The following is a 21477-nucleotide window of genomic DNA, read 5'->3' on the forward strand; positions in this document are numbered from 1 at the left end:
GGGAGAGGATAGTACGGATTTACGCACTGTCTGTCTAGTGCTTTTTGAAAAAAAAAGTTTGTTTGACGATAGTTTGTGCATTTCGTCGATAAATGGAGCGTTTTTACCCACTCAACGCCCCATTAGTATAATAATCAAACAACCAAGATACCAGTAAAGATTGAGATTTTTGCTATTTAACACTTATTGCCGACAAAAAATACTCACGCAACTTACAATTTATTGGAATAGTAATAACCAACAAATTTTAATAGCTTAAATTGGCGCTTGATCCGGCTAGGTTGTGACAGTAAACGATATAACCACTCTAGGCCTAAATTTTGCCACGCTTTTGGCGCACGCTTAACATGTCCTGTAAAAACATCGTAAGTGCCACCTACGCCCATATATAACGCGTCTGGGTGTACTTGCCGACAAGCACGAATAAATAGCTCTTGCTTAGGTGAGCCCATGGCAATGGTCACAATCTTTGCCCCAGAAGCTTTGATACGTTCAAAAAGTGCATCTCTATCTTGTGGCGTAAAGTAACCATCTTGGCTACCGACAATATTCACATTCCATTGTGCCTTTAATTTACTTTCCGTCTGCGCCAATACCTGAGGTTTGCCACCAACCAAAAAGACCGGTGTGCCTTCTTTCCCGGCACGCTCCATTAAAGCTTCCCATAAATCGGCTCCCGCAATACGAGACACTTGTGCATCAGGATATTTACGTCGAATGCCGCGAACAACACTAATGCCATCGGCGTACAAATAATCCGCTTCATCTAATAACTGATTTAGGCCTTTATCTGTTTCTGCGGTTAAGATTTTTTCTGCATTAATCGCAATTAAAGAGCCACTTTTAATTTGCGCACCTTGATAAAGATAATCCAAAAAATGCGCCATATCTTTAAATCCCCAGATATTGTGCCCACGGATGGAATACTTCGGAATTGAATTTGTATCCATTACTTTTCCTTTTGTTCTAAACGAGGTTTATTGCGCACTTGATTAATAACATAGTGACGAACTAATCCTGCACTTTCAAATAACCAATACAGGAGTTTGGCTGCAATTAAACAGGCACCAAATACTAAACAGAAAAAGACCACGCGAGACACAAACGAATCAACGCCCTCACGCGCTAAAACAATCATGTTAAAAATAGCACCAAAGCAAAATGCTTGAAGAATGGCAGATTTGTAGCGATTGTGTTCATTTAAACCCTGCTGATAGAGCCAATCAAACCACTTAATAATAAGCCCAACAACCACCGCGCCTAAGGGGATAAATACAACGCCCCCCATCACCACCAAGGAGCCAATTAACGTTGGTGAAATGGCAAGTCCTGCATGATAATTAAGCACTTCCCAAGTAAAATAGTTTGCTGAATTTAGTACGACATCTGGTCTTTGTGGCCAAACCCATGAAGGGATAAACACATAAAAATCGCGAATAATAGGTGCGAGTCCTTGAAACTCGATTTTGTCGTAATTATTCAACAATAATGCAAGATTTTCCCAAGGAGAGAAGGTATCGCGAGTCAGATATAAAAAGGTATAAAAAGCTTCGGCACCACTGACATCAAGCCCGTAACGTTTTAGTGCTAACCAAAACATACCGACAATGCTCATCACACCTGCAGCAATTAACATCCATAAGGTTATCCAACCACGTACGATGCCAATAAATAAAAATAGTGCAAACGCAATAATGATATTTGCGCGTGTTCCCCCGACGATAACATAGGTCAAAATACCAAAGCCGACCGTCGCACAAAGGAAAAAAAGCCAACGTTGTTGTGTGGGCTTTAAGAAATAGACCACCAGCATTGCAGGAATAAAAAAATAGAAAAAGCGTTTTAGCGCCACACCTGATACTTGGCTTGAAAAAATTTGGCTATATGTTTTCAACTTAAAGAGTAAGAAGCCATTTTGTAAGAAAAATATGCCCACAGTGACGATAGCAATTAACGCTAACAGTATCCAAGTTAGGTTGGTCTCTACCCGATTCATCGTAAATAACGGCCTAGAAGGCTCGCTAGAGGCTTTTCTTAGTCTTACCTTATAAGTGACATAATAAATCGCATAAAAGCTAGTAGCGGCTAATAGAGCGTGTAATAAGGCATCGACAGGAACAACTGCCACATCAAACTGAAAGACTAATAAACAAGTTAATGGAAAGCCAAAATAGAATGTCAGCAAATAAAGCATGGAAAAGAAGACATTAAAATTAAAGCGTACCCGACGAAACTCTTGGTAGGTCAGTAATAAAATAAACCCCAACGAGATAAAGTAGACAAGGGTTAATCCCCCCAATTGCGCCAATGTCATTGGGTGTCTCCTGTGCTCATCTCAATCAATTGCTTCCAACCTTGGATAAAGTTAGGTGCAAAGAAGGTGATATTCTTCCTATCCAGTAGCAATAATTGACGTTGCGCTTCTTCAATTAACGCCACATCAAGTTTATCACCAGAGAAGAAAACGGGAACACTTTGCTCTGTTAAGTCTTGCCAAAATGGATTTTGACGGCTAATCACAAAAGGGATCCCAAATTGGATCAACAGGCATAACGTACCAATACCCTGCTGACGTTGGAAAATAAAATAACCTAAATCACAGGTTTTTAAGAGTGCGAGATAATCATCAAAGGCAAGATTATGTCGTAATATCTCAACGTGTTCTGTTGGAAATAAGTTTGTCGCTGCATCAGATACTTGCTGAATATAATCCTCGTTATTAGCGGGATATCCCATAGGAATGATCACTTTTGCTTTATGACCAAATTGTTCAGCAATCGCATTTAAAGCATCGATATGGCGGTTAGATTTATCGCCTGAGTTACCTAATACAATAGTAATATGCTGAGGATCAACGGGCTTCTTTTCTGTAAGCGTCAGCGCCGGATCCATTCTTGTTGGGAAATAGAGCAAATTCGCGGGGATATTAACATTTGATTGAGCAAAATAATTTAGATCACCCCGTGTACCAAACACACGTCCAACCCGTTTTTGCGCAAGTTTACGCAATAGATAAAACAGTCTAAATTTTAATTGCTTAGCATCCTGATAAAGATCAGCACCCCAAATATGCCACCAGAACTGATGACGTTTAATTTTGCCCATCAATAAAGCAAGCCAAATAGGCGCATTAAATTGCCCCAGAAATAGAAAACGTTGTTTTCTATCTGCTTTAGCTAATGCTACCACTCTCTGCGCGACTTGTTTTTTATCCGCTAAACACTCAATCTCTAAATGAGGATAAAGTGATGATAACGAGTTATCTTTACTGGCAACGATAAAACGAGGTTTATACGTTAATGCCGCCTCAGTCACGAGGTGGTCGTTAAAAAAGCGTAACATTGTGTTGTTATGATGCACAATGTCTGAACCTAGTACGTAAATCAAAGTTGTCATTTGCGCCTGCAATAAATCACGAAAACAGAACTACAGAGAAGGAAGTAAATAATATAGGTTGCCATATAGGCTTGAGCTGCACCTAAAGCACCATGTTCAGGAATAAGCCAGCGTGAAAAAAGCGTTAATAAGGCAAATTGGCTCACTTCTGTCAGAATATAAAAACGCAAAGCAGCCTTTGCAATCACCAGATAGCCAAAAACATAAGCCCCTACTTTCAACACATCACCAACCAGTTGCCAAGCAAATAACTCTCGCATAGCGATAAATTTTTCAGAAAATAGCAACCAAATGGCAAAATCTCGCAATAACCAAACCATAAAACTAGCCACTGCCACCGCTGGCAAGACGAATTTCAGTGACTTGGTTATCTCTTTGGCTATCTCACTTTTTTGCGTTAATCGTGAAAGTGTGGGTAATAAGTAAACAGAAAATGATGCTGTAATAAATTGTAGATAAGCATCCGATATACTGCTAACCCCTTGCCAAATGCCAACATCATCCCAGCTATAATGTTCTGCTAACAAGTTACGCATCATGATATAAGCGACGGGTAAAGTGATAGAAGTCAGTAGCGCCATAATGGTAAATTTACCAAGATGACTAGCGATAGCCTTATCCCAACTTGGTTTTAATTCACTGAGAGCAAAACGCTTACGTTTTATTAAGATAACCATCGCTGGCAATAAAATCAGTGCAGGTACTAAAGCTAAGCCAATTAATGCACCATGATAACCGGCAACGAGATAACAGAGATAATAGGCAATAACACCAATTAAACTTCCCGCAATAATCGCTAAAGCGTTTCCAGATGCATCTCGATAACCTTTTAATATCGCCAGAAAATAGTTGGCATAGGCAATACCCATCTGAATAAAGGCAACCATTCTGACAATATCTAGATATTGCAGATAGTCATCACCAAATAAAACGCGACTAATTGGTGTGGTAAAAATAAGAAATAAAATGGCAAGTAGTGTAGAAAACAGCAATATCATTGATGATGATGTACCCAACACATTTTTGCGTTGTACTGCATCATCTTGATATTGCGCAATCAATTTTGTTACACCATTAAAAATACCCGCCCCTGACAGTACACCAAGAACGGTAATTAATTGGCGGAAGTTACCCGCAAGTCCCACTCCGGAGGGACCAAAGGAGACCGCCAATAACTTTACGACCAACAGGCCAGCCCCGATTTTTATCAAGGTTGACCCAGCTGTCCAAATTGAAGCTTTAGCTAACGACATATCAAGCAAAGAAATGACGAATATGATGAATAACGGTTTGCTGCTCTTCTTCAGTCATGTTGTAGAACATCGGTAAGCGCACCAAGCGTTCACTCTCTTGTGTAGTGAAAATATCTTTACCATCAAAACGACCAAACTTCATTCCGGCAGGACTCGTATGCAGTGATACATAGTGGAATACCGTTAAGACGCCCTGTGCTTTCATATACTCATTAAAAGCCGTACGCTGCTCTATATCATTAAGTTTAATATAGAACATATGGGCATTATGCTCTAAACCGTCTGGTACAACAGGCAATGTTAACAAACCTTGTTCGGCTAACGGCGTTAATGCATCGTAATAGATTTGCCAGAATGCTAAACGACGTTCATTAATTTTATCGGCTTGTTCGAGTTGCGCCCAAAGATAAGCGGCTTGCAAATCAGACAGCAAATAGCTAGAGCCAATATCACGCCAAGTGTATTTATCAACTTGCCCACGGAAAAATTGACTACGATTGGTGCCTTTTTCACGGATCACTTCCGCACGATTAATTAAAGCCGGATCGTTAATCAGTGTTGCCCCACCTTCACCACCTGATGAATAGTTTTTCGTCTCATGAAAGCTATAGCAACCAATATGACCGATAGTTCCTAAGGCTTTACCTTTATAAGTCGACATTACCCCTTGCGCAGCATCTTCAACGACAAACAGGTTATGCTTTTTGGCGATCGCCATAATGGTATCCATTTCACAGGCAACACCTGCATAATGAACGGGCACTATCGCACGCGTTTTCTCCGTAATCGCCGCTTCAATTTTTGTTTCATCAAGGTTCATGGTGTCTGGACGAATATCGACAAACACAATAGTTGCACCACGTAAAACAAAGGCGTTCGAAGTCGAAACAAAAGTGAAACTCGGCATAATCACTTCATCGCCGGGTTTGATATCCAGAAGGATAGCCGCCATTTCTAACGATGCTGTACAAGAAGGTGTTAACAGCGTCTTATGACAATGAAATTGTTCTTCTAACCACTTTTCACATTTTTTTGTGAAGTTGCCATCACCACAGAGCTTGCCACTTTCCATCGCCTGTTTCATATACTCTAATTCTGTGCCAACAACGGGTGGTTTATTAAACGGAATCATATTATCCCCTGTATAACCAATAAGTAGTGCTATCAATTAAAGCACCGCTTTGTGTATATAAACGCGAAGCTGCAATATTGCTAATTTGTGTTGCAACATAGAGGGTTGATAGACCTTGCTGTTGACACCAATACTTCGCCACCGACATCAGTTGCTTACCAATGCCTTGTCCTGTTCTATTGGGCATTACAGCAAGTAATCCCACTCTTGCTTCACTCTCAGAAATCCGACGTAATGTTACAAACCCTGTAACCTTATTTTCGCGATCCATCGTCAATAAACAGCTATCATCGAAAGTGCCTAAAACCGCTTTTTTTACCCATAATGCATAAAAACGGCTGCTATCACCTTCTTGGTACCATGGCGCTCGAAAGCGACTTTGTACAAAAGCCGCAGAAGCCGTTGTCATTAATAATGGGATATCAGTTTCATTGGCTGTGCGAAAATGTATTTCAGCAATATTTCCACAAGCATTTTCTGTGCCAATTGGCAATTTGAAATCTATTTCACCTTCAGCGAATTGAAATCCTAATTGCGTTAAGTTATCAATCAGTAGAAGATCATAGGAAGCAACTTTGGCATGAACAACCGTAAATTGCTCAAGCCTATCTTGTGTTAAAACAGGCGCTTGAGCACTAAACTCAAGACGGCCTGTATTGAGGGAGAAAAAATCGCTCTCCCACTCAAGATAATTAATATTGGCGAGGACGGACATGTAATAAATCCAATAGATAGCGGCCATAACCTGTTTTGGCGAGTGATTTTGCGCTTTCTCTGACTTGTTCGTCAGTTAACCAACCATTACGCCAAGCGATCTCTTCCAGACACGCCACTTTAAAACCTTGACGTTTTTCAACGGTTTGTACAAAAGTACTGGCTTCAATTAAACTATCGTGAGTCCCCGTATCTAACCAAGCAAAACCGCGTCCCAATAGCTCCACATTAAGCTCACCACACTCAAGGTACATCTGATTAATCGAGGTTATCTCAAGCTCACCACGAACAGAAGGTTTCACCTTTTTCGCAAAATCAACCACGCGGTTATCATAGAAATAAAGCCCAGTGACCGCCCAATTCGATTTAGGCTGTTGAGGTTTTTCTTCTATTGACAGCACTTTGAAATCATCATCAAATTCAACAACACCGAAGCGCTCCGGATCCATCACTTGATAACCAAATACTGTTGCGCCGCGCTGACGTTGAGCAACTTGTTTTAGTTTGGGGCTAAACCCTTGACCAAAATAGATATTATCGCCTAAGACTAAACAACAGTGCTCATCACCAATAAACTCATCCCCTAAAATAAAGGCTTGAGCTAAGCCATCAGGAGATGGCTGAACTTTATATTGCAGATGGACACCAAATGCAGAGCCATCACCCAATAAACGTTGAAATGAGGTAAGATCATCAGGAGTGGTGATAATCAAAATATCACGAATTCCCGCTAACATAAGTACTGAGAGCGGATAATAGATCATGGGTTTATCATAGATAGGTAACAGCTGTTTCGATACCCCTTTCGTTATCGGATGTAAGCGTGTACCAGAGCCACCCGCTAAAATAATACCTTTCATCATTTATCCTTCACGTAATCAATCACCCAGTCCTAAACGCTCTCCTGCATAAGAGCCATCTAGTACTCGTTGCCACCAAGTTTGGTTATTTAAATACCACAATACAGTCTTACGAATACCTGACTCAAAGGTCTCTTGTGGTTTCCAACCTAACTCTGCTGCAATTTTAGCGGCATCAATAGCATAGCGTAGATCGTGACCCGGTCTGTCTTTTACATGGGTAATTAAATCAACATATTTCGCCACACCAGCAGGTTTATTAGGATGCAACTCTTCGAGCAATTCACAAATAGTTGTCACTACATCAATATTACGGCGTTCATTATGACCACCAATATTATATGTTTTACCCGGTTGAGCCGTTGTTGCCACTAAATACAATGCACGGGCATGATCTTCAACATAGAGCCAATCGCGAATTTGTTCACCTTTGCCATAAACAGGCAGTGGTTTTCCTGAAATTGCATTCAAAATAATCAGCGGGATTAATTTCTCAGGAAAATGATAAGGGCCATAGTTATTTGAACAATTGGTGATCAATGTTGGCAAGCCATAGGTACGCAACCATGCTCGTACAAGGTGGTCACTGGATGCTTTAGAAGCTGAATAAGGGCTACTTGGTGCATAAGATGTCGTTTCAGTAAAGAAATCATCCGTTCCTTCTAAATCGCCATACACTTCATCAGTTGAAATATGGTGGAAACGAAATGCCGCTTTTTTATCTTCAGGTAATACTGACCAGAAATGACGTGCAGCTTCTAATAAGGTGTAAGTACCAACAATATTAGTTTCAATAAACGCTGCAGGCCCATCAATAGAGCGGTCAACATGGCTTTCCGCGGCTAAATGCATCACGATATCTGGTTGATATTGCGCAAATAAACTATCAAGTGTAGCGCGATCGCAAATATCAACCTGTTCAAACGCGTAACGTTCACTGTTTGCCACTGGGGCAAGTGACTCTAAATTTCCCGCGTAAGTCAGTTTATCTACCACGACGACACTGTCATTGGTGTTATCAATAATATGTCTAACAACTGCGGAGCCGATAAAACCGGCGCCACCTGTGACTAAAATACGTCTCAACGCCATACTCCTTTTGTATCGACAATCCATTTTTGGGTAACTTGGCTACCAGGTATCGCTTTAAACTGTTGATGGTCGACTAACATTAAAACAATATCCGCCTCTTTTAATGCCTGCTCTGTAGAGACTAATTCAGTGATACCTTTTAATTTAGTCGGTAATTCATGAATATTTGGCTCCACAGCAAATGTTTTCCCACTATGCCAGTTAGCAACTTGTTGGGTGATATTCATTGCTGGACTTTCACGTAAATCGTCAATATTAGGTTTAAAGGCTAAACCAAAGCAGGCAATTTTGATCTCGTTAGCACGTTTACCGGTTTCAGTTAAACAATCCGCCACAGCGGCTTTAACTTGATCGATAACCCATACAGGTTTGCCATCATTGACCAAACGGGCAGTATGAATTAAGCGTGATTGTTTAGGATTTTGAGACACGATAAACCAAGGATCAACGGCAATACAGTGTCCACCGACACCAGGACCCGGCTGTAAAATATTCACGCGAGGATGACGATTAGCCAAACTAATTAGCTCCCACACATTAATATCTTGGTCAGCACAAATCAGGGATAACTCATTAGCAAATGCAATATTCACGTCACGGAAGCTATTTTCTGTTAGCTTACACATCTCTGCAGTACGGGCATTAGTGATAACACATTCACCTTCAAGGAAAATTTTGTATAACTCGCTGGCACGCTCTGATGATTTACGGTTCATGCCCCCCACAACACGGTCATTGCGGATAAGTTCAACCATCACTTGTCCTGGCAATACACGCTCAGGGCAATAAGCGATATCAATATCGGCATTTTCACCTTGTTGATGTGGGAAAGTTAAATCCTCACGAGCCTGCGCAAGCCACTGTGACATTTGTTCTGTTGTTCCAACGGGTGAGGTTGATTCTAAAATAATCAAATCACCTTTCTTAAGTACAGGTGCTATTGAACGCGCAGCGGCTTCAACATAAGCCAGATCGGGTTCATGTTCGCCTTTAAAGGGGGTTGGAACTGCAATAAGGTAAGCGTCTGCGGGTTGTGGTGTGGTATAGGCTTTTAAATGCCCTTCTTCAACGGCTTGTTTTACCACTTTATCCAGATCAGGTTCAACGATGTGAATTTGACCTTTATTAATGGTATCAACAGCGTGTTGGTTAACATCCACACCAATAACACTTTTTTTACGAGAGGCAAAAGCTGCCGCTGTTGGTAATCCAATGTAGCCGAGGCCGATAACAGAAATAGTTTCAAAACTCATAATGTCACCTGATTATTTTTCAATGCTTCAAGAATACGTTGGCAGGCATGACCATCACCATAAGGATTTGTTGCTTTACTCATTTGGTGATATGCGTTTTCGTCTGTCAATAAAGAGGTTACTTCGCTAACAATACGTTTAGTATCTGTACCCACTAAACGCACAGAACCGGCTTCAACTGCTTCAGGGCGCTCTGTTGTATCGCGCATAACAAGAACAGGTTTACCTAATGAAGGCGCCTCTTCTTGAATACCACCTGAATCAGTTAAAATAAGGTAAGCGTGGTTCATTAAATAAACAAAAGGCAGGTAATCTTGCGGTTGAATTAATTTAATATTATTAATTCCATGCAGAATACGCTTTACGGGTTCACTTACATTAGGATTCAAGTGAACAGGATAGACAACTTCAACATCGGGGTGAGCCAATGCAATCTCTGCTAATGCTTGGCAAATGCGCTCAAAACCACCCCCAAAGCTTTCTCTGCGATGTCCCGTAACTAAGATCATCTTTCTTTCTGGCTGAATAAAGGGATATTGCACAGCAAGTTCATCGAGCAGGGTTTGATTTCCCATCACTCGCTCGCTAACCCAAAATAGCGCATCAATAACGGTATTGCCGGTAACAAAAATATTTTTATCCGCAACCGCTTCTCGCACCAGATTTAACTTTGCAGTTTCAGTGGGAGCAAAATGGTACATCGCCAAATGGCCGGCAATTGTCCGATTCGCTTCTTCTGGCCAAGGAGAATAGAGATTACCGGTACGTAATCCCGCTTCAACATGACCGACGGGGATTTGTTGATAAAAAGCAGCAAGGCTTGCCGCCATGGTGGTGGTTGTATCACCATGTACTAACACAACATCAGGTTGAAATGACGCTAGAACAGGTTTTAAACCTTCTAAAATGCGACAGGTTATATCTGTTAAATCTTGTCCTGGTTTCATAATATTGAGATCATAATCTGGTTTGATCTCGAAAAGATTTAATACCTGATCAAGCATTTCTCGATGTTGGGCCGTAACACAAACTTTCGCCTCAAACGAATCATCATTTGCTAAAGCGTGCACTAAAGGTGCCATTTTGATCGCTTCAGGGCGTGTGCCAAAAACAGTCAACACTTTCACAGTGGCTCTCTTTTTTCTTTGTTATATTGCTTATTTTTGGGAAAGCAATATGCCCTTATTCTCAGGGGCATCAGGTGAAAATACACCTGATGTCTCGTTATTATTAAAATGATAAAAAGGTAATAATGATTATTTTTTTAATGAACTACGTCTGACTAATGCCACACCCGCGCCCACTAAAACACCAATAGCGCCCCAAAGCACCATCATAAAGGCACGGCGAGGACTATCTCGTTTCACAGGATCTTCAGGTGTACGTAAGAAACGGTAAGTTTGGAAGTTATCTTGTAATTTAGCACCTACCGCGAGGGTGGATAACATTGCCGTATTTTGATCATAATCACTATCAAAATCTGGTCCTGTTGCCATTAATGTTTCTAACTGTGATTGCAATAAAGGTACGCCGAGTAGAAACAGCTTCGAATCCGGTAATTCATCTATCGCAATCGAGGTCTGTTTTTGAGAAATACCTTGTTTCTCAGCAACTTTAATCGATTGTTTGAGTAAATTAATTTGTCGTTGATAAGCAGCTTGAGCGGCCATTTCTTGGCGTTTCACTAAGGCTTTCATCGATTGTGTTCGAGTTGCCCATGCGGCAATCACTTCTTCATTTAGATGCTCTGCCGCACGTTTATTCGCAAAAGCGATATATTCATTGAGCAGTAGACTCGAATCGTTGGCCGTTTCAGCAATGAGTTTCAATTGATCATTAACCAATTTCTTCTCATCAGCCGGTGTAAATTGAATATTATTGATGAGCTCATCTAATAATGCCGCGTCTGCTTGCGCATCATTTTCTTTACGTTGTTTGTAATAATCCGTTTGCAGCCAAAACTCACGTCGTGTATCAAAAGCTGAAATCTGTGTTACAAACTCTTGATAAGCTTCATCAGGGATACTTAACTGAGAAACAGTTACAGACGGATTAATTTGCGTATCAAGATTACGTAAGAACTGAGACTGAGAATAATAACTACCTAAATTATTCACAGTAGGTCTCTCTGTCATCGCAATAGCGCTCCATTTAGGTTGCATCAAGTAAGATGCCCCTAATGCAATCAGCGCAAAAAGCAGCGCGAACCCTATTATCCAGCGTTTTCCTGACCATAGTGCACAACAAAGACCTCGAATATCGAGTTCATTATCGGGTGAAAACCCCTGTCGGGAGACGTTATTTTCCGAGTTCATCACGTTAAAAGACCTCTGCTTATTTAATGCTTAAGTTGTGTCGCTTTACGTAGGCGACGTTTATATCGTTTAATAAAACGAGCGACTCGCCACGCGCGTTTAATGCAATAACCGTACATAACAAAAGCAAGCAAAAACAATGCCAACATTACCCATTCTGGTACAAAAGATAAGTTTTCACCAATAATACCAATAGCGGCCAACACCGCGGCTGCAAGCGTGATCAAAACAAAAGCTTGGCGAGGGGTAAAACCTGCTCGCATAATTAAATGGTGGATATGTTGACGGTCTGGTGAAAAAGGACTCATTCCTTTACGTAAACGGCGGTACATAATTGCCACCATATCCATAAGAGGAATAGCAATGATCCATAATGCAGTAACCGCATTGATTGGATGAGGATCAACTTGAGTAGAGGAAATTAATAGCCAAATAATAGTAAAGCCTATTAGCGTACTTCCCGCATCGCCCATAAAGACTTTAAATTTTTTACCACAAACACCAAGGTTTAACATGATATAAGGTAAAATCGCGGCAATAAATGAGAAGCACCAAAACGCAAGTGCAGAGCTTCCACTTTGGTAAAGTAAAATACCCAGCGCACCAAACGAAACGCAAGAAAGACCGCCTAATAAACCATCAATACCATCCACCATATTAAAGGCATTGATTGCAGCCCAAACAGCAAATAGCGTGACGATATAACCAAAAGGCCCTAAATGCATATCCCAAGGCCCAAAAGCATGACCAAGTGATTCAAGTTTTAAACCACCGAATACCATCATAGCAATACCCACTAACGCTTGGATAGTTGCCCTGATTTTGACACTGATATCATAACGATCATCAAGCGCACCGATAAAAACAAGTATCCCCGCACAAATCAAATACAGCTCTTTGTGAGGAATGTAGATATCTGAAACATAAAAAGCGAAAACAATACCAAAATAGACTGAAATCCCACCTACAAGGGGGATCAACCCATGATGTCGTTTACGATAGTTAGGTTTATCTACGAGTCCAATCTTCTTTGCCACCTTACGAGCTACAAATAGGAAAGCGAAAGAAAATAGGAACACGTAAAAAACATTTGTGCTCATTTTTAGTATATCCACAGTACTGTTCTCTATAATAAATATAGCTGGTTATTTACCCATCCATGTGTTTTTTATTCTTTCTCCAGCTTGTACCACGACGAGTTTACTCAGTAACCCACCACCCTTTATCAATAATAAATTTTCCTTAACTATTTTTATTGATGTTATCGCTATTTTTATTAAAAATATAAATATGCAATATACATACCAAATTATCATTTTGCGATGATAATAAAAGACCTAAGTCCAATGTAAAAAAAACGCCACTGACTTGTGGCGTTTTTATCATATCGTTAATTACACAAAGTAAATGAGTTTAACAACCTCTAAATTGGTGTGATATCACTTATTTTTCTATCATCAACACAATTTTTTCTTTTTTTGTTGTCTCTCTCAATTTTGTAATAACACTTTATGAGCGTTTCATAAAGTCGAAGAATTCTTCATTTGTTTTTGTCATCGCTAATTTATTAATGAGGAATTCCATTGCATCAATCTCACCCATTGGATGGATAATTTTACGCAGGATCCACATTTTTTGTAACTCATCTTGCGATGTCAGTAATTCTTCTTTACGTGTTCCTGAACGGTTGTAATCAATTGCTGGGAATACTCGTTTTTCTGCAATCTTACGCGACAGGTGTAATTCCATATTACCTGTACCTTTAAACTCTTCGTAGATAACTTCATCCATCTTAGAGCCAGTATCAACCAATGCAGTCGCAATAATGGTTAAACTACCACCTTCTTCTACATTACGAGCAGCCCCGAAGAAACGTTTTGGACGATGTAGCGCGTTCGCATCCACACCACCGGTTAATACTTTTCCTGAAGAAGGTACTACGGTGTTATAAGCACGGGCTAAACGAGTAATAGAGTCTAATAAAATGATAACGTCTTTTTTATGTTCTACTAAACGCTTGGCTTTCTCAATAACCATTTCCGCTACTTGCACATGACGAGATGCTGGCTCATCAAAGGTAGAGGCAATAACTTCACCTTTAACTAAACGTTGCATCTCTGTGACTTCTTCAGGACGTTCATCAATAAGAAGTACCATTAATACGCAATCAGGATAGTTATGAGCAATGTTGGCCGCAATATTTTGTAGCAACATTGTTTTACCCGCTTTTGGTGGGGCAACGATTAAACCACGTTGTCCACGACCAATAGGTGCAGCCAAGTCGAGTACACGGGCAGTTAAATCTTCGGTAGAACCATTACCACGTTCCATACGTAAGCGGTTATTAGCATGTAATGGTGTTAAGTTTTCAAAGAGGATTTTACTGCGGGCGTTTTCTGGTTTGTCAAAGTTAACTTCATTCACTTTAAGGAGGGCAAAATAGCGTTCACCTTCTTTAGGTGGGCGAATTTTCCCTGCTATGGTATCACCAGTGCGAAGGTTAAAACGACGGATTTGACTTGGAGAAACATAGATATCATCTGGGCCAGCAAGGTAGGAACTGTCTGAGGAACGTAGGAAGCCAAAGCCATCCTGTAGTATTTCCAGCACTCCATCACCGAAAATATCTTCTCCACTTTTGGCATGTTGCTTCAAGATAGAGAAAATGATGTCTTGTTTTCTCATTCGAGCTAGGTTCTCTAGCCCCATATTTTCGCCAAGTGCTATCAGTTCTGATACCGGCGTATTTTTTAATTCGGTAAGATTCATAATGGTGGGTTCTTAATAACTCGGGGTAACTCTCGAACTATGAACGTGAATAGTATAACAGCGAATCGCTGTCAGTTTCGTCATGTGTAAAATTACAGATTACTACTTTATAACATCAGTATAAACATCGTGATAATGTTAGAAAGCATGTTAATGCTATATAGACCAGTCACAACACTGTCCCCAGAAAGTGACATCCATTGCCGTAACAAGATGATTGTACTTTCAGTTATGGGTTAGGAACATATATAGAAAAATTATATTCCTTGAATACTATAGATTATTCTAAGACAACCGGACTGGTTAGATGAATTCAGATTACTTATAGTTTATTCAAATACAATATTCAAATAGTTTATATCAAAGCTCTAACAATCTGAACCTGATATTTAATATCTCAGACTTATTAACCATGTCATATCATATGACCAATAAAATCCGCTATATTATGTAAGTAAGTGGCGCTAACTTATCATGCTTCGAAGCGGACGTCTAGCGGTCAGTAACAGAAATACCAACAAGATCTAAACGTCCTTCGTTATTTTGGTGCTTTAAATCAAATTAGATGTTTTCGTCTAAGAACTCTTTTAATTGAGTTTTTGACAATGCACCAACTTTAGTCGCAGCAACTGCACCATTTTTGAATAAAATCAGTGTAGGGATACCACGAATACCGTATTTTGGTGCTGTCGCAGGGTTTTCATCGATATTTAGCTTCGCAACTGTTAATTTACCCGCGTATTCTGTTGCAACTTCATCTAGAATAGGAGCAATCATTTTACATGGGCCGCACCATTCAGCCCAGAAATCAACGAGCACGGGGCCGGTTGCTTGTAATACATCAACATCGAATGTGTTGTCAGATAAGTGAAGGATTTTATCGCTCATTGTTCTACTCCAAAGAATAATATTGACCGTACCAGTGTAACATTAAATAACAAAAGACTATCAGCATTTCAGCGGATATCCTTTTGTAATGCAACCTATAACTGATATTCTATTACATTATGAGCAAAACATATTTGACAGAAAAGAAGTTTTCCGACTTCGCCTTGCATCCAAAAGTGATAGAAGCCCTTGAGAAAAAAGGGTTCTCTAATTGTACACAAATTCAGGCATTGACGTTACCTATCACTGTGAAAGGTCATGACATTGCTGGGCAAGCCCAAACAGGAACAGGAAAAACGTTGGCGTTTTTAACCTCGACGTTTCATTATCTTTTAACTCACCCTGCAAAAGAAGGGCATGAAAAGAATCAACCTCGTGCACTGATTATGGCGCCAACGCGCGAATTAGCTGTGCAAATTTATACAGATGCACAACCTTTAGCACAAAGCACTGGTGTTAAAATGGGTCTAGCCTATGGTGGAGATGGCTATGACGAACAACTTAAAGTATTAAATAACGGTGTAGATATCGTTATCGGTACCACGGGTCGTTTAATTGACTATGTAAAACAAGGTCACATTAATCTTAACGCTATTCAAGTTGTCGTACTTGATGAAGCAGACAGAATGTACGATCTGGGCTTTATTAAAGATATTCGCTGGTTATTCCGTCGCATGCCAAATGCCGCAGAGCGTATGAATATGCTCTTTTCCGCCACACTCTCATATCGTGTCAGAGAGTTAGCTTTCGAGCAGATGAATAACCCTGAATATGTAGAAGTTGAACCTGAACAAAAAACTGGGTTTAGCATAAAAGAAGAGCTGTTCTATCCTTCTAATGAAGAAAAAATGCGTCTTCTGCAAACCTTAATTGAAGAAGAGTGGCCAGAGCGCTGTATTATTTTTGCTAACACCAAACATCGTTGTGATGATATTTGGGCGCATCTTGCCGCAGATGGACACCGCGTAGGTCTATTAACAGGTGACGTGCCACAGAAAAAACGTCTGCGTATCCTAGAAGATTTTACCCAAGGTAATATTGATATTCTTGTGGCAACCGATGTTGCAGCTCGTGGTCTTCATATACCTTCTGTAACACATGTCTTTAACTATGATTTACCTGATGACTGTGAAGATTATGTACACCGTATAGGTAGAACTGGACGTGCGGGTAAAAGTGGTAACTCAATTAGCTTAGCCTGTGAAGAATACGCGTTGAATTTACCGGCGATTGAGACCTATATTCAACATGCTATTCCTGTTAGTAAATATAACAGTGATGCATTATTAACTGATTTACCTGAGCCAAAACGTCGTCATCGTCCTCGTCAAGGTCAGCCTCGTCGTAATAATTCGGCACCTCGTAGAGGAAATAATACTCAACGTAATAACCGTAATAAACGCCCGAGTCACTCATAAATTATGCTGAAATCTTCATCACTTTATGCTGCTATCGATTTAGGCTCTAACAGCTTTCATATGTTAGTCGTTCGTGAAATCGCGGGATCTATCCAAGTATTATCTCGCGTTAAACGTAAAGTCAGACTTGCTGCTGGCCTAAATAAAGAAAACGAGCTGTCAGAGCAGGCTATGGAGCGTGGTTGGCAATGCTTGCGACTGTTTTCTGAATATCTCAGAGATATTCCCGCAGAACAAATCCGAGTCGTTGCAACTGCGACCTTACGTATTGCTAAAAATGCAGATATTTTCGTCGCTAAAGCGTCTGAAATATTAGGCAATACGGTTCATGTTATCAGTGGTGAGGAAGAAGCACGCCTTATCTATCGTGGTGTTGCCCATACAACGGGTGGTGCAGAACAGCGCTTGGTGGTAGATATTGGTGGCGGTAGCACAGAATTAGTCACCGGTACGGGGGCTAAAACAACACAGCTAATGAGTTTGAGCATGGGTTGTGTAACATGGCTAGAGCGCTATTTTAGCGATCGCTCATTAACAGAAGAAAACTTTGCTCAAGCACAACAAGCAGCAAAAGCTATCCTTGCACCTGTGGCAGAAAAACTTATCCAACAAGGTTGGCAGGTTTGTGTGGGGGCATCGGGCACCGTTCAAGCATTACAAGAGATCATGATTGCTCAAGGAATGGATGAATTAATTACCTTACCTAAATTAGAGCGACTGAAACAAAAAGCCATTGAGTGTGGCAAGCTTGAAGAGTTAGAAATCGAAGGCCTTACTTTCGAAAGAGCGCTTGTTTTCCCTAGCGGATTAGCCATTCTGATCGCTATTTTTGAAACTCTGCATATTGAAAATATGATCTTAGCCGGTGGTGCACTACGTGAAGGCTTAGTCTACGGTATGTTGCATTTACCTATTGAGCAAGATATTCGTCAACGTACTTTGCGTAATATTCAGCGCCGTTTCCAAATTGATATTGAGCAAGCCCATCGTGTTCAACAATTAGCAGAGCATTTTTTCATTCAAGTCAGTAAAAGTTGGCAATTAGATAATCGCTGTCGAGAGCTACTTTCCAGCGCTTGTGCCTTACATGAAATCGGCTTAAGTGTTGATTTTCGCCAAGCGCCTTCACATGCCAGTTATTTAGTTTCTCACCTTGATTTACCTGGTTATACACCCGCGCAACGACGTTTAATCGCCTCATTTTTAAGAAATCAGAAGGGGATTATCGATCTCGCACCTTTGAATCAGCAAAATGCGCTACCGATAAATCAAGCATACCGCTTGGTACGTTTACTTCGCCTAGCAATTATTTTTGCCAGTCGTCGTCGTGATGATACTTTACCTGCACTGCGTTTACGTACGGAAGATGAAAAATTAATCATTACCTTGCCACATCAATGGATCGCTGAACATCCTTTACGTGCGGAAAATCTTCATGAAGAGATACAGTTACAAAGCTACGTCCATTGGCCATTAATGCTTGAAGAGCAAAATAACTCACGCATAGGTTAAAACGTCTAACCTGATTCAAAATAATCCCTTACTTATCATACAAGTAAGGGATTATATTTTTTACTGACAGACAGCTAAGGTTTATGTCTCGCCAACATCGCTTTAAGTCCAGCGACCCCTTTTTGCCCTTTTTCTTGCTTTTCTTGAGCACTTAACACTTTCTTTTTATTGGTATCCCAATGGAGATCGTCTTGAGGCAATTCATATAGAAAACGACTGGGCTCTGGACGAATTAATTCACCGTATTGACGTCGCTCTTTACATAATGTGAAAGTTAATGTCTTTTGTGCTCGAGTAATACCGACATAAGCTAAACGCCGCTCTTCTTCAACGTTATCTTCATCGATACTACTTTGATGAGGCAAGATCCCCTCTTCCATGCCAACCAGAAAAACATGTGGAAATTCCAGTCCTTTTGAGGCGTGAAGTGTCATTAATTGCACTTGATCTAACTCTTCATCGGTTTCACCACGCTCCATCATATCGCGCAGAGTAAAACGGTTGACCACTTGAGAGAGCGTCATGGGTTCATGTAGCTCATCCCCCTCAAGCATTTCACTCATCCAAGAAAAAAGCTGGTTAATATTTTTCATTCTCATTTCAGCCGCTTTCGCGCTACTAGAGGTTTCATATAACCAACTTTCATAATCCATTTCATGAAGCAAATCACGTACAGCGAGCAAAGGCTCACGCTCTGATTGTTGTACAATTCGCGCCATCCACTGTGAAAAAGCCTGTAATGCACTTAAACCTCGCCCTGTTAACGTTTGGCTTAATCCCAAGTCAAAACAGGCATTAAATAAGCTTTTATCACGGACTTTAGCCCACTCCCCCAACTTTTGGATAGTCATCGGGCCTATTTCACGACGAGGCTTATTGACGATACGTAAGAATGCAGCATCATCATCCGGATTAGTGATCACTCTTAAGTAAGCCAAAATATCCTTGATCTCTTCACGGGAAAAAAACGAGGTTTCACCCGAAATGCGATAAGGAATGCGATTTTGCATCAAATACTTTTCAAAAATACGCGACTGGTGATTACCTCGATAGAGTATTGCGTAATCTTTATAATTAGTTTTATTAATAAAATGATGGGCAATCAGTTCCCCCGCTACACGCTCAGCTTCATGCTCTTCATTATTAGCGGTTAATACTCGTAGCTCATCCCCATAACCTAATTCTGAAAACAGCCGTTTTTCAAATACATGGGGATTATTTTCAATTAAAATATTAGCTGATTTTAAAATACGCCCTGATGACCGATAATTTTGTTCCAGTTTGATCACATTTAGCTGTGGGAAATCTTTTTGCAATAACACCAGATTTTGGGGACGCGCACCACGCCATGAATAAATAGACTGATCATCATCCCCCACCACAGTGAAACGGGCTCTTTCACCCACTAACCATTTCACCAACTCATATTGGCTTGTATTGGTATCTTGATATTCATCCACCAGCAGATAACGAATACGCTGTTGCCAGCGCGCCCTTACTTCTTCATTAGTACGTAATAGCAAGGTAGGCTTACTGATTAAGTCATCAAAATCCAATACATTACAGCTTAGTAAATGTTGCTCATAACGTCGAAAGCACTCGGCAAAAGTATGATCTTGCTGCGATTGTGCTCTACCAATCACTTGCTCAGGTGTGAGCATGTCATTTTTCCAGTTAGAGATTTGACTCTTTAACTGTGATAGCAAATCTTTATCTTCTTCTAATAAATCTACCGTTAATTCTTTTAATAATGCGGATTGGTCTTGATCATCAAACAAAGAAAAGTTGGATTTTATGCCTAATGCTTTGTATTCTCGCTTAATAATCTCCAATCCTAATGTATGGAAGGTCGAGATCATTAATCCTTTTGCCTCTTGTTTTCCCAATGTTTGAGCAACACGCTCTTTCATTTCACGCGCCGCTTTATTGGTAAAAGTCACCGCAGCAATCTGCTTAGCAGAATAACGGCATTGACGAATAAGATAAGCAATTTTATTGGTTATCACCCGTGTTTTACCCGAGCCGGCTCCCGCCAAGACCAGACAAGGACCTGACACATATTCAACTGCTTTTTGCTGACCGGGATTTAATCGCATACTTTTTCCAAACTTCATTAACCAAGAATATCACGGGGAGTCATTGTAGCAGAAAGCGCATAGGAAAATGGTTCAGTTTTTTGAGCTTTATTTCTCTAGGTAAAGGAAGTTTAACCTTGTTTAATAAAGTTTTACTTTGTATAATATTCAAACAAATATGGAGGTGTATATTATGAGTATAAAAAGCGAATTAATAGCCACTAAAGTTGATATAGAGCTCAAAGAGGCTTTTGTTGCAATAGCTCGAAATAAACACAGACCAGCCTCTCAAATCTTAAGAGATCTCATTCGAGTTTATGTGGAAAGTAATCAAACACAACCAAATGAAAAAACATTAAACACTTTTGCAAAAACAGATAAAGGTGATGATGTTTTTTATGCTGAAGATGCCCATGATTTATTCAAAAAATTGGATATCTAAATGCGAAAAGTGAGTTATTCAGGACAATTTAAAAAAGACTTAAAACTCGCAGAAAAGCGAGGAAAGGATATTAATAAACTAAAAGAGATTATATTACTATTAGTGCAAGGAAAACGACTACCTGCTCAATTGAAAGATCATCCATTAACAGGAAACTGGAAGCCTCGTCGAGATCTTCATATCGAACCTGATTGGCTACTTATTTATAAAATAGACAATGATACTGTTCATTTTGACAGAACTGGCTCACATTCTGATTTATTTAAATAAAAACCACATATCAAATTGATAGATATGTGGTTTTATCTTTTTAAAATATATTTAGCACTTATTTTTCTAAACTATCTATTTCAAGATA

The 21477-nt window shown here is 40.1% G+C and carries 19 protein-coding genes; 4 read left to right on the forward strand and 15 right to left on the reverse strand.

The window, feature by feature from the left end; translation table 11 throughout:
- Positions 1–212 precede the first annotated feature (212 nt).
- From wecG to trxA, 14 genes are all read right to left on the reverse strand, one after another.
- On the reverse strand, positions 213–950 hold the full coding sequence (gene wecG, locus HMPREF0693_RS14850) for a lipopolysaccharide N-acetylmannosaminouronosyltransferase (RefSeq protein WP_004246339.1): 738 nt from the start codon (positions 948–950) through the stop codon (positions 213–215).
- On the reverse strand, positions 950–2314 hold the full coding sequence (gene wzyE, locus HMPREF0693_RS14855; RefSeq protein WP_004246340.1) for an ECA oligosaccharide polymerase: 1365 nt from the start codon (positions 2312–2314) through the stop codon (positions 950–952). Before wzyE ends, wecG begins: the two co-directional genes overlap by 1 nt.
- Positions 2311–3396, reverse strand: a complete 1086-nt coding sequence (locus tag HMPREF0693_RS14860) for a TDP-N-acetylfucosamine:lipid II N-acetylfucosaminyltransferase (RefSeq protein ID WP_004246341.1) — start codon at positions 3394–3396, stop codon at positions 2311–2313. The genes wzyE and HMPREF0693_RS14860 overlap by 4 nt, the downstream gene beginning before the upstream one ends.
- Positions 3393–4649, reverse strand: a complete 1257-nt coding sequence (gene wzxE, locus HMPREF0693_RS14865) for a lipid III flippase WzxE (protein ID WP_004246342.1) — start codon at positions 4647–4649, stop codon at positions 3393–3395. The genes HMPREF0693_RS14860 and wzxE overlap by 4 nt, the downstream gene beginning before the upstream one ends.
- A 1-nt stretch (position 4650) precedes the next feature.
- Positions 4651–5781 carry a dTDP-4-amino-4,6-dideoxygalactose transaminase gene (rffA, locus tag HMPREF0693_RS14870; RefSeq protein WP_004246343.1) on the reverse strand — a complete coding sequence of 377 codons (1131 nt, stop codon included), beginning with the start codon at positions 5779–5781 and terminating at the stop codon, positions 4651–4653.
- Position 5782: 1 nt separating this feature from the next.
- A complete protein-coding gene (rffC, locus tag HMPREF0693_RS14875; RefSeq protein ID WP_004246344.1) occupies positions 5783–6496 on the reverse strand; it encodes a dTDP-4-amino-4,6-dideoxy-D-galactose acyltransferase in 714 nt (237 codons plus the stop codon).
- Positions 6474–7355 carry a glucose-1-phosphate thymidylyltransferase RfbA gene (gene rfbA / locus HMPREF0693_RS14880; protein WP_004249667.1) on the reverse strand — a complete coding sequence of 294 codons (882 nt, stop codon included), beginning with the start codon at positions 7353–7355 and terminating at the stop codon, positions 6474–6476. Before rfbA ends, rffC begins: the two co-directional genes overlap by 23 nt.
- Before the next feature lie 18 nt (positions 7356–7373).
- The gene (gene rffG, locus HMPREF0693_RS14885; protein WP_004246347.1) at positions 7374–8447 is read right to left on the reverse strand and encodes a dTDP-glucose 4,6-dehydratase; all 1074 of its coding nucleotides are present in this window, start codon (positions 8445–8447) and stop codon (positions 7374–7376) included.
- On the reverse strand, positions 8438–9700 hold the full coding sequence (gene wecC, locus HMPREF0693_RS14890) for a UDP-N-acetyl-D-mannosamine dehydrogenase (RefSeq protein WP_004246348.1): 1263 nt from the start codon (positions 9698–9700) through the stop codon (positions 8438–8440). Before wecC ends, rffG begins: the two co-directional genes overlap by 10 nt.
- Positions 9697–10827 carry a non-hydrolyzing UDP-N-acetylglucosamine 2-epimerase gene (wecB, locus tag HMPREF0693_RS14895; protein WP_004246349.1) on the reverse strand — a complete coding sequence of 377 codons (1131 nt, stop codon included), beginning with the start codon at positions 10825–10827 and terminating at the stop codon, positions 9697–9699. Before wecB ends, wecC begins: the two co-directional genes overlap by 4 nt.
- Positions 10828–10956: 129 nt before the next feature.
- Entirely contained in the window at positions 10957–12015 is a 1059-nt protein-coding gene (gene wzzE, locus HMPREF0693_RS14900; protein ID WP_004246351.1) for an ECA polysaccharide chain length modulation protein, read from the reverse strand.
- Between the two features lie 23 nt (positions 12016–12038).
- On the reverse strand, positions 12039–13130 hold the full coding sequence (gene wecA / locus HMPREF0693_RS14905) for a UDP-N-acetylglucosamine--undecaprenyl-phosphate N-acetylglucosaminephosphotransferase (RefSeq protein WP_004246352.1): 1092 nt from the start codon (positions 13128–13130) through the stop codon (positions 12039–12041).
- Between the two features lie 394 nt (positions 13131–13524).
- A complete protein-coding gene (rho, locus tag HMPREF0693_RS14910; protein WP_004246354.1) occupies positions 13525–14784 on the reverse strand; it encodes a transcription termination factor Rho in 1260 nt (419 codons plus the stop codon).
- Between the two features lie 561 nt (positions 14785–15345).
- Positions 15346–15672 carry a thioredoxin TrxA gene (trxA, locus tag HMPREF0693_RS14915; RefSeq protein ID WP_004246355.1) on the reverse strand — a complete coding sequence of 109 codons (327 nt, stop codon included), beginning with the start codon at positions 15670–15672 and terminating at the stop codon, positions 15346–15348.
- 119 nt (positions 15673–15791) lie between these two features.
- Here trxA and rhlB point away from each other — a divergent pair, with 119 nt between their 5' ends.
- Positions 15792–17090, forward strand: a complete 1299-nt coding sequence (rhlB, locus tag HMPREF0693_RS14920; protein WP_004246356.1) for an ATP-dependent RNA helicase RhlB — start codon at positions 15792–15794, stop codon at positions 17088–17090.
- 3 nt (positions 17091–17093) lie between these two features.
- Complete coding sequence (gene gppA, locus HMPREF0693_RS14925; protein ID WP_004246357.1) at positions 17094–18602, forward strand: guanosine-5'-triphosphate,3'-diphosphate diphosphatase; 1509 nt, start codon at positions 17094–17096, stop codon at positions 18600–18602.
- A gap of 74 nt (positions 18603–18676) precedes the next feature.
- On the opposite strand, the gene rep is transcribed toward gppA, so the two are convergent.
- A complete protein-coding gene (gene rep, locus HMPREF0693_RS14930; RefSeq protein ID WP_004249673.1) occupies positions 18677–20698 on the reverse strand; it encodes a DNA helicase Rep in 2022 nt (673 codons plus the stop codon).
- Positions 20699–20870: 172 nt separating this feature from the next.
- Here rep and HMPREF0693_RS14935 point away from each other — a divergent pair, with 172 nt between their 5' ends.
- Positions 20871–21119, forward strand: a complete 249-nt coding sequence (locus tag HMPREF0693_RS14935; protein WP_004253075.1) for a hypothetical protein — start codon at positions 20871–20873, stop codon at positions 21117–21119.
- Entirely contained in the window at positions 21120–21389 is a 270-nt protein-coding gene (locus HMPREF0693_RS14940) for a type II toxin-antitoxin system YafQ family toxin (protein WP_004246360.1), read from the forward strand.
- The last annotated feature ends 88 nt before the right edge of the window (positions 21390–21477 follow it).

Source organism: Proteus mirabilis ATCC 29906 (assembly GCF_000160755.1).
GTDB lineage: Bacteria > Pseudomonadota > Gammaproteobacteria > Enterobacterales > Enterobacteriaceae > Proteus > Proteus mirabilis.

Bases quoted from the DNA above. Each gene is read 5' to 3' on its own strand.
- rep (WP_004249673.1), bottom strand. From the start codon at position 20,698: ATGCGATTAAATCCCGGTCAGCAAAAAGCAGTTGAATATGTGTCAGGT.
- wecG (WP_004246339.1), bottom strand. From the start codon at position 950: ATGGATACAAATTCAATTCCGAAGTATTCCATCCGTGGGCACAATATC.
- wecC (WP_004246348.1), bottom strand. From the start codon at position 9,700: ATGAGTTTTGAAACTATTTCTGTTATCGGCCTCGGCTACATTGGATTA.
- rffC (WP_004246344.1), bottom strand. From the start codon at position 6,496: ATGTCCGTCCTCGCCAATATTAATTATCTTGAGTGGGAGAGCGATTTT.
- HMPREF0693_RS14940 (WP_004246360.1), top strand. From the start codon at position 21,120: ATGCGAAAAGTGAGTTATTCAGGACAATTTAAAAAAGACTTAAAACTC.
- HMPREF0693_RS14860 (WP_004246341.1), bottom strand. From the start codon at position 3,396: ATGACAACTTTGATTTACGTACTAGGTTCAGACATTGTGCATCATAAC.
- rfbA (WP_004249667.1), bottom strand. From the start codon at position 7,355: ATGAAAGGTATTATTTTAGCGGGTGGCTCTGGTACACGCTTACATCCG.
- rffA (WP_004246343.1), bottom strand. From the start codon at position 5,781: ATGATTCCGTTTAATAAACCACCCGTTGTTGGCACAGAATTAGAGTAT.
- trxA (WP_004246355.1), bottom strand. From the start codon at position 15,672: ATGAGCGATAAAATCCTTCACTTATCTGACAACACATTCGATGTTGAT.
- HMPREF0693_RS14935 (WP_004253075.1), top strand. From the start codon at position 20,871: ATGAGTATAAAAAGCGAATTAATAGCCACTAAAGTTGATATAGAGCTC.
- gppA (WP_004246357.1), top strand. From the start codon at position 17,094: ATGCTGAAATCTTCATCACTTTATGCTGCTATCGATTTAGGCTCTAAC.
- rhlB (WP_004246356.1), top strand. From the start codon at position 15,792: ATGAGCAAAACATATTTGACAGAAAAGAAGTTTTCCGACTTCGCCTTG.
- rho (WP_004246354.1), bottom strand. From the start codon at position 14,784: ATGAATCTTACCGAATTAAAAAATACGCCGGTATCAGAACTGATAGCA.
- wzzE (WP_004246351.1), bottom strand. From the start codon at position 12,015: ATGAACTCGGAAAATAACGTCTCCCGACAGGGGTTTTCACCCGATAAT.
- wzyE (WP_004246340.1), bottom strand. From the start codon at position 2,314: ATGACATTGGCGCAATTGGGGGGATTAACCCTTGTCTACTTTATCTCG.
- rffG (WP_004246347.1), bottom strand. From the start codon at position 8,447: ATGGCGTTGAGACGTATTTTAGTCACAGGTGGCGCCGGTTTTATCGGC.
- wzxE (WP_004246342.1), bottom strand. From the start codon at position 4,649: ATGTCGTTAGCTAAAGCTTCAATTTGGACAGCTGGGTCAACCTTGATA.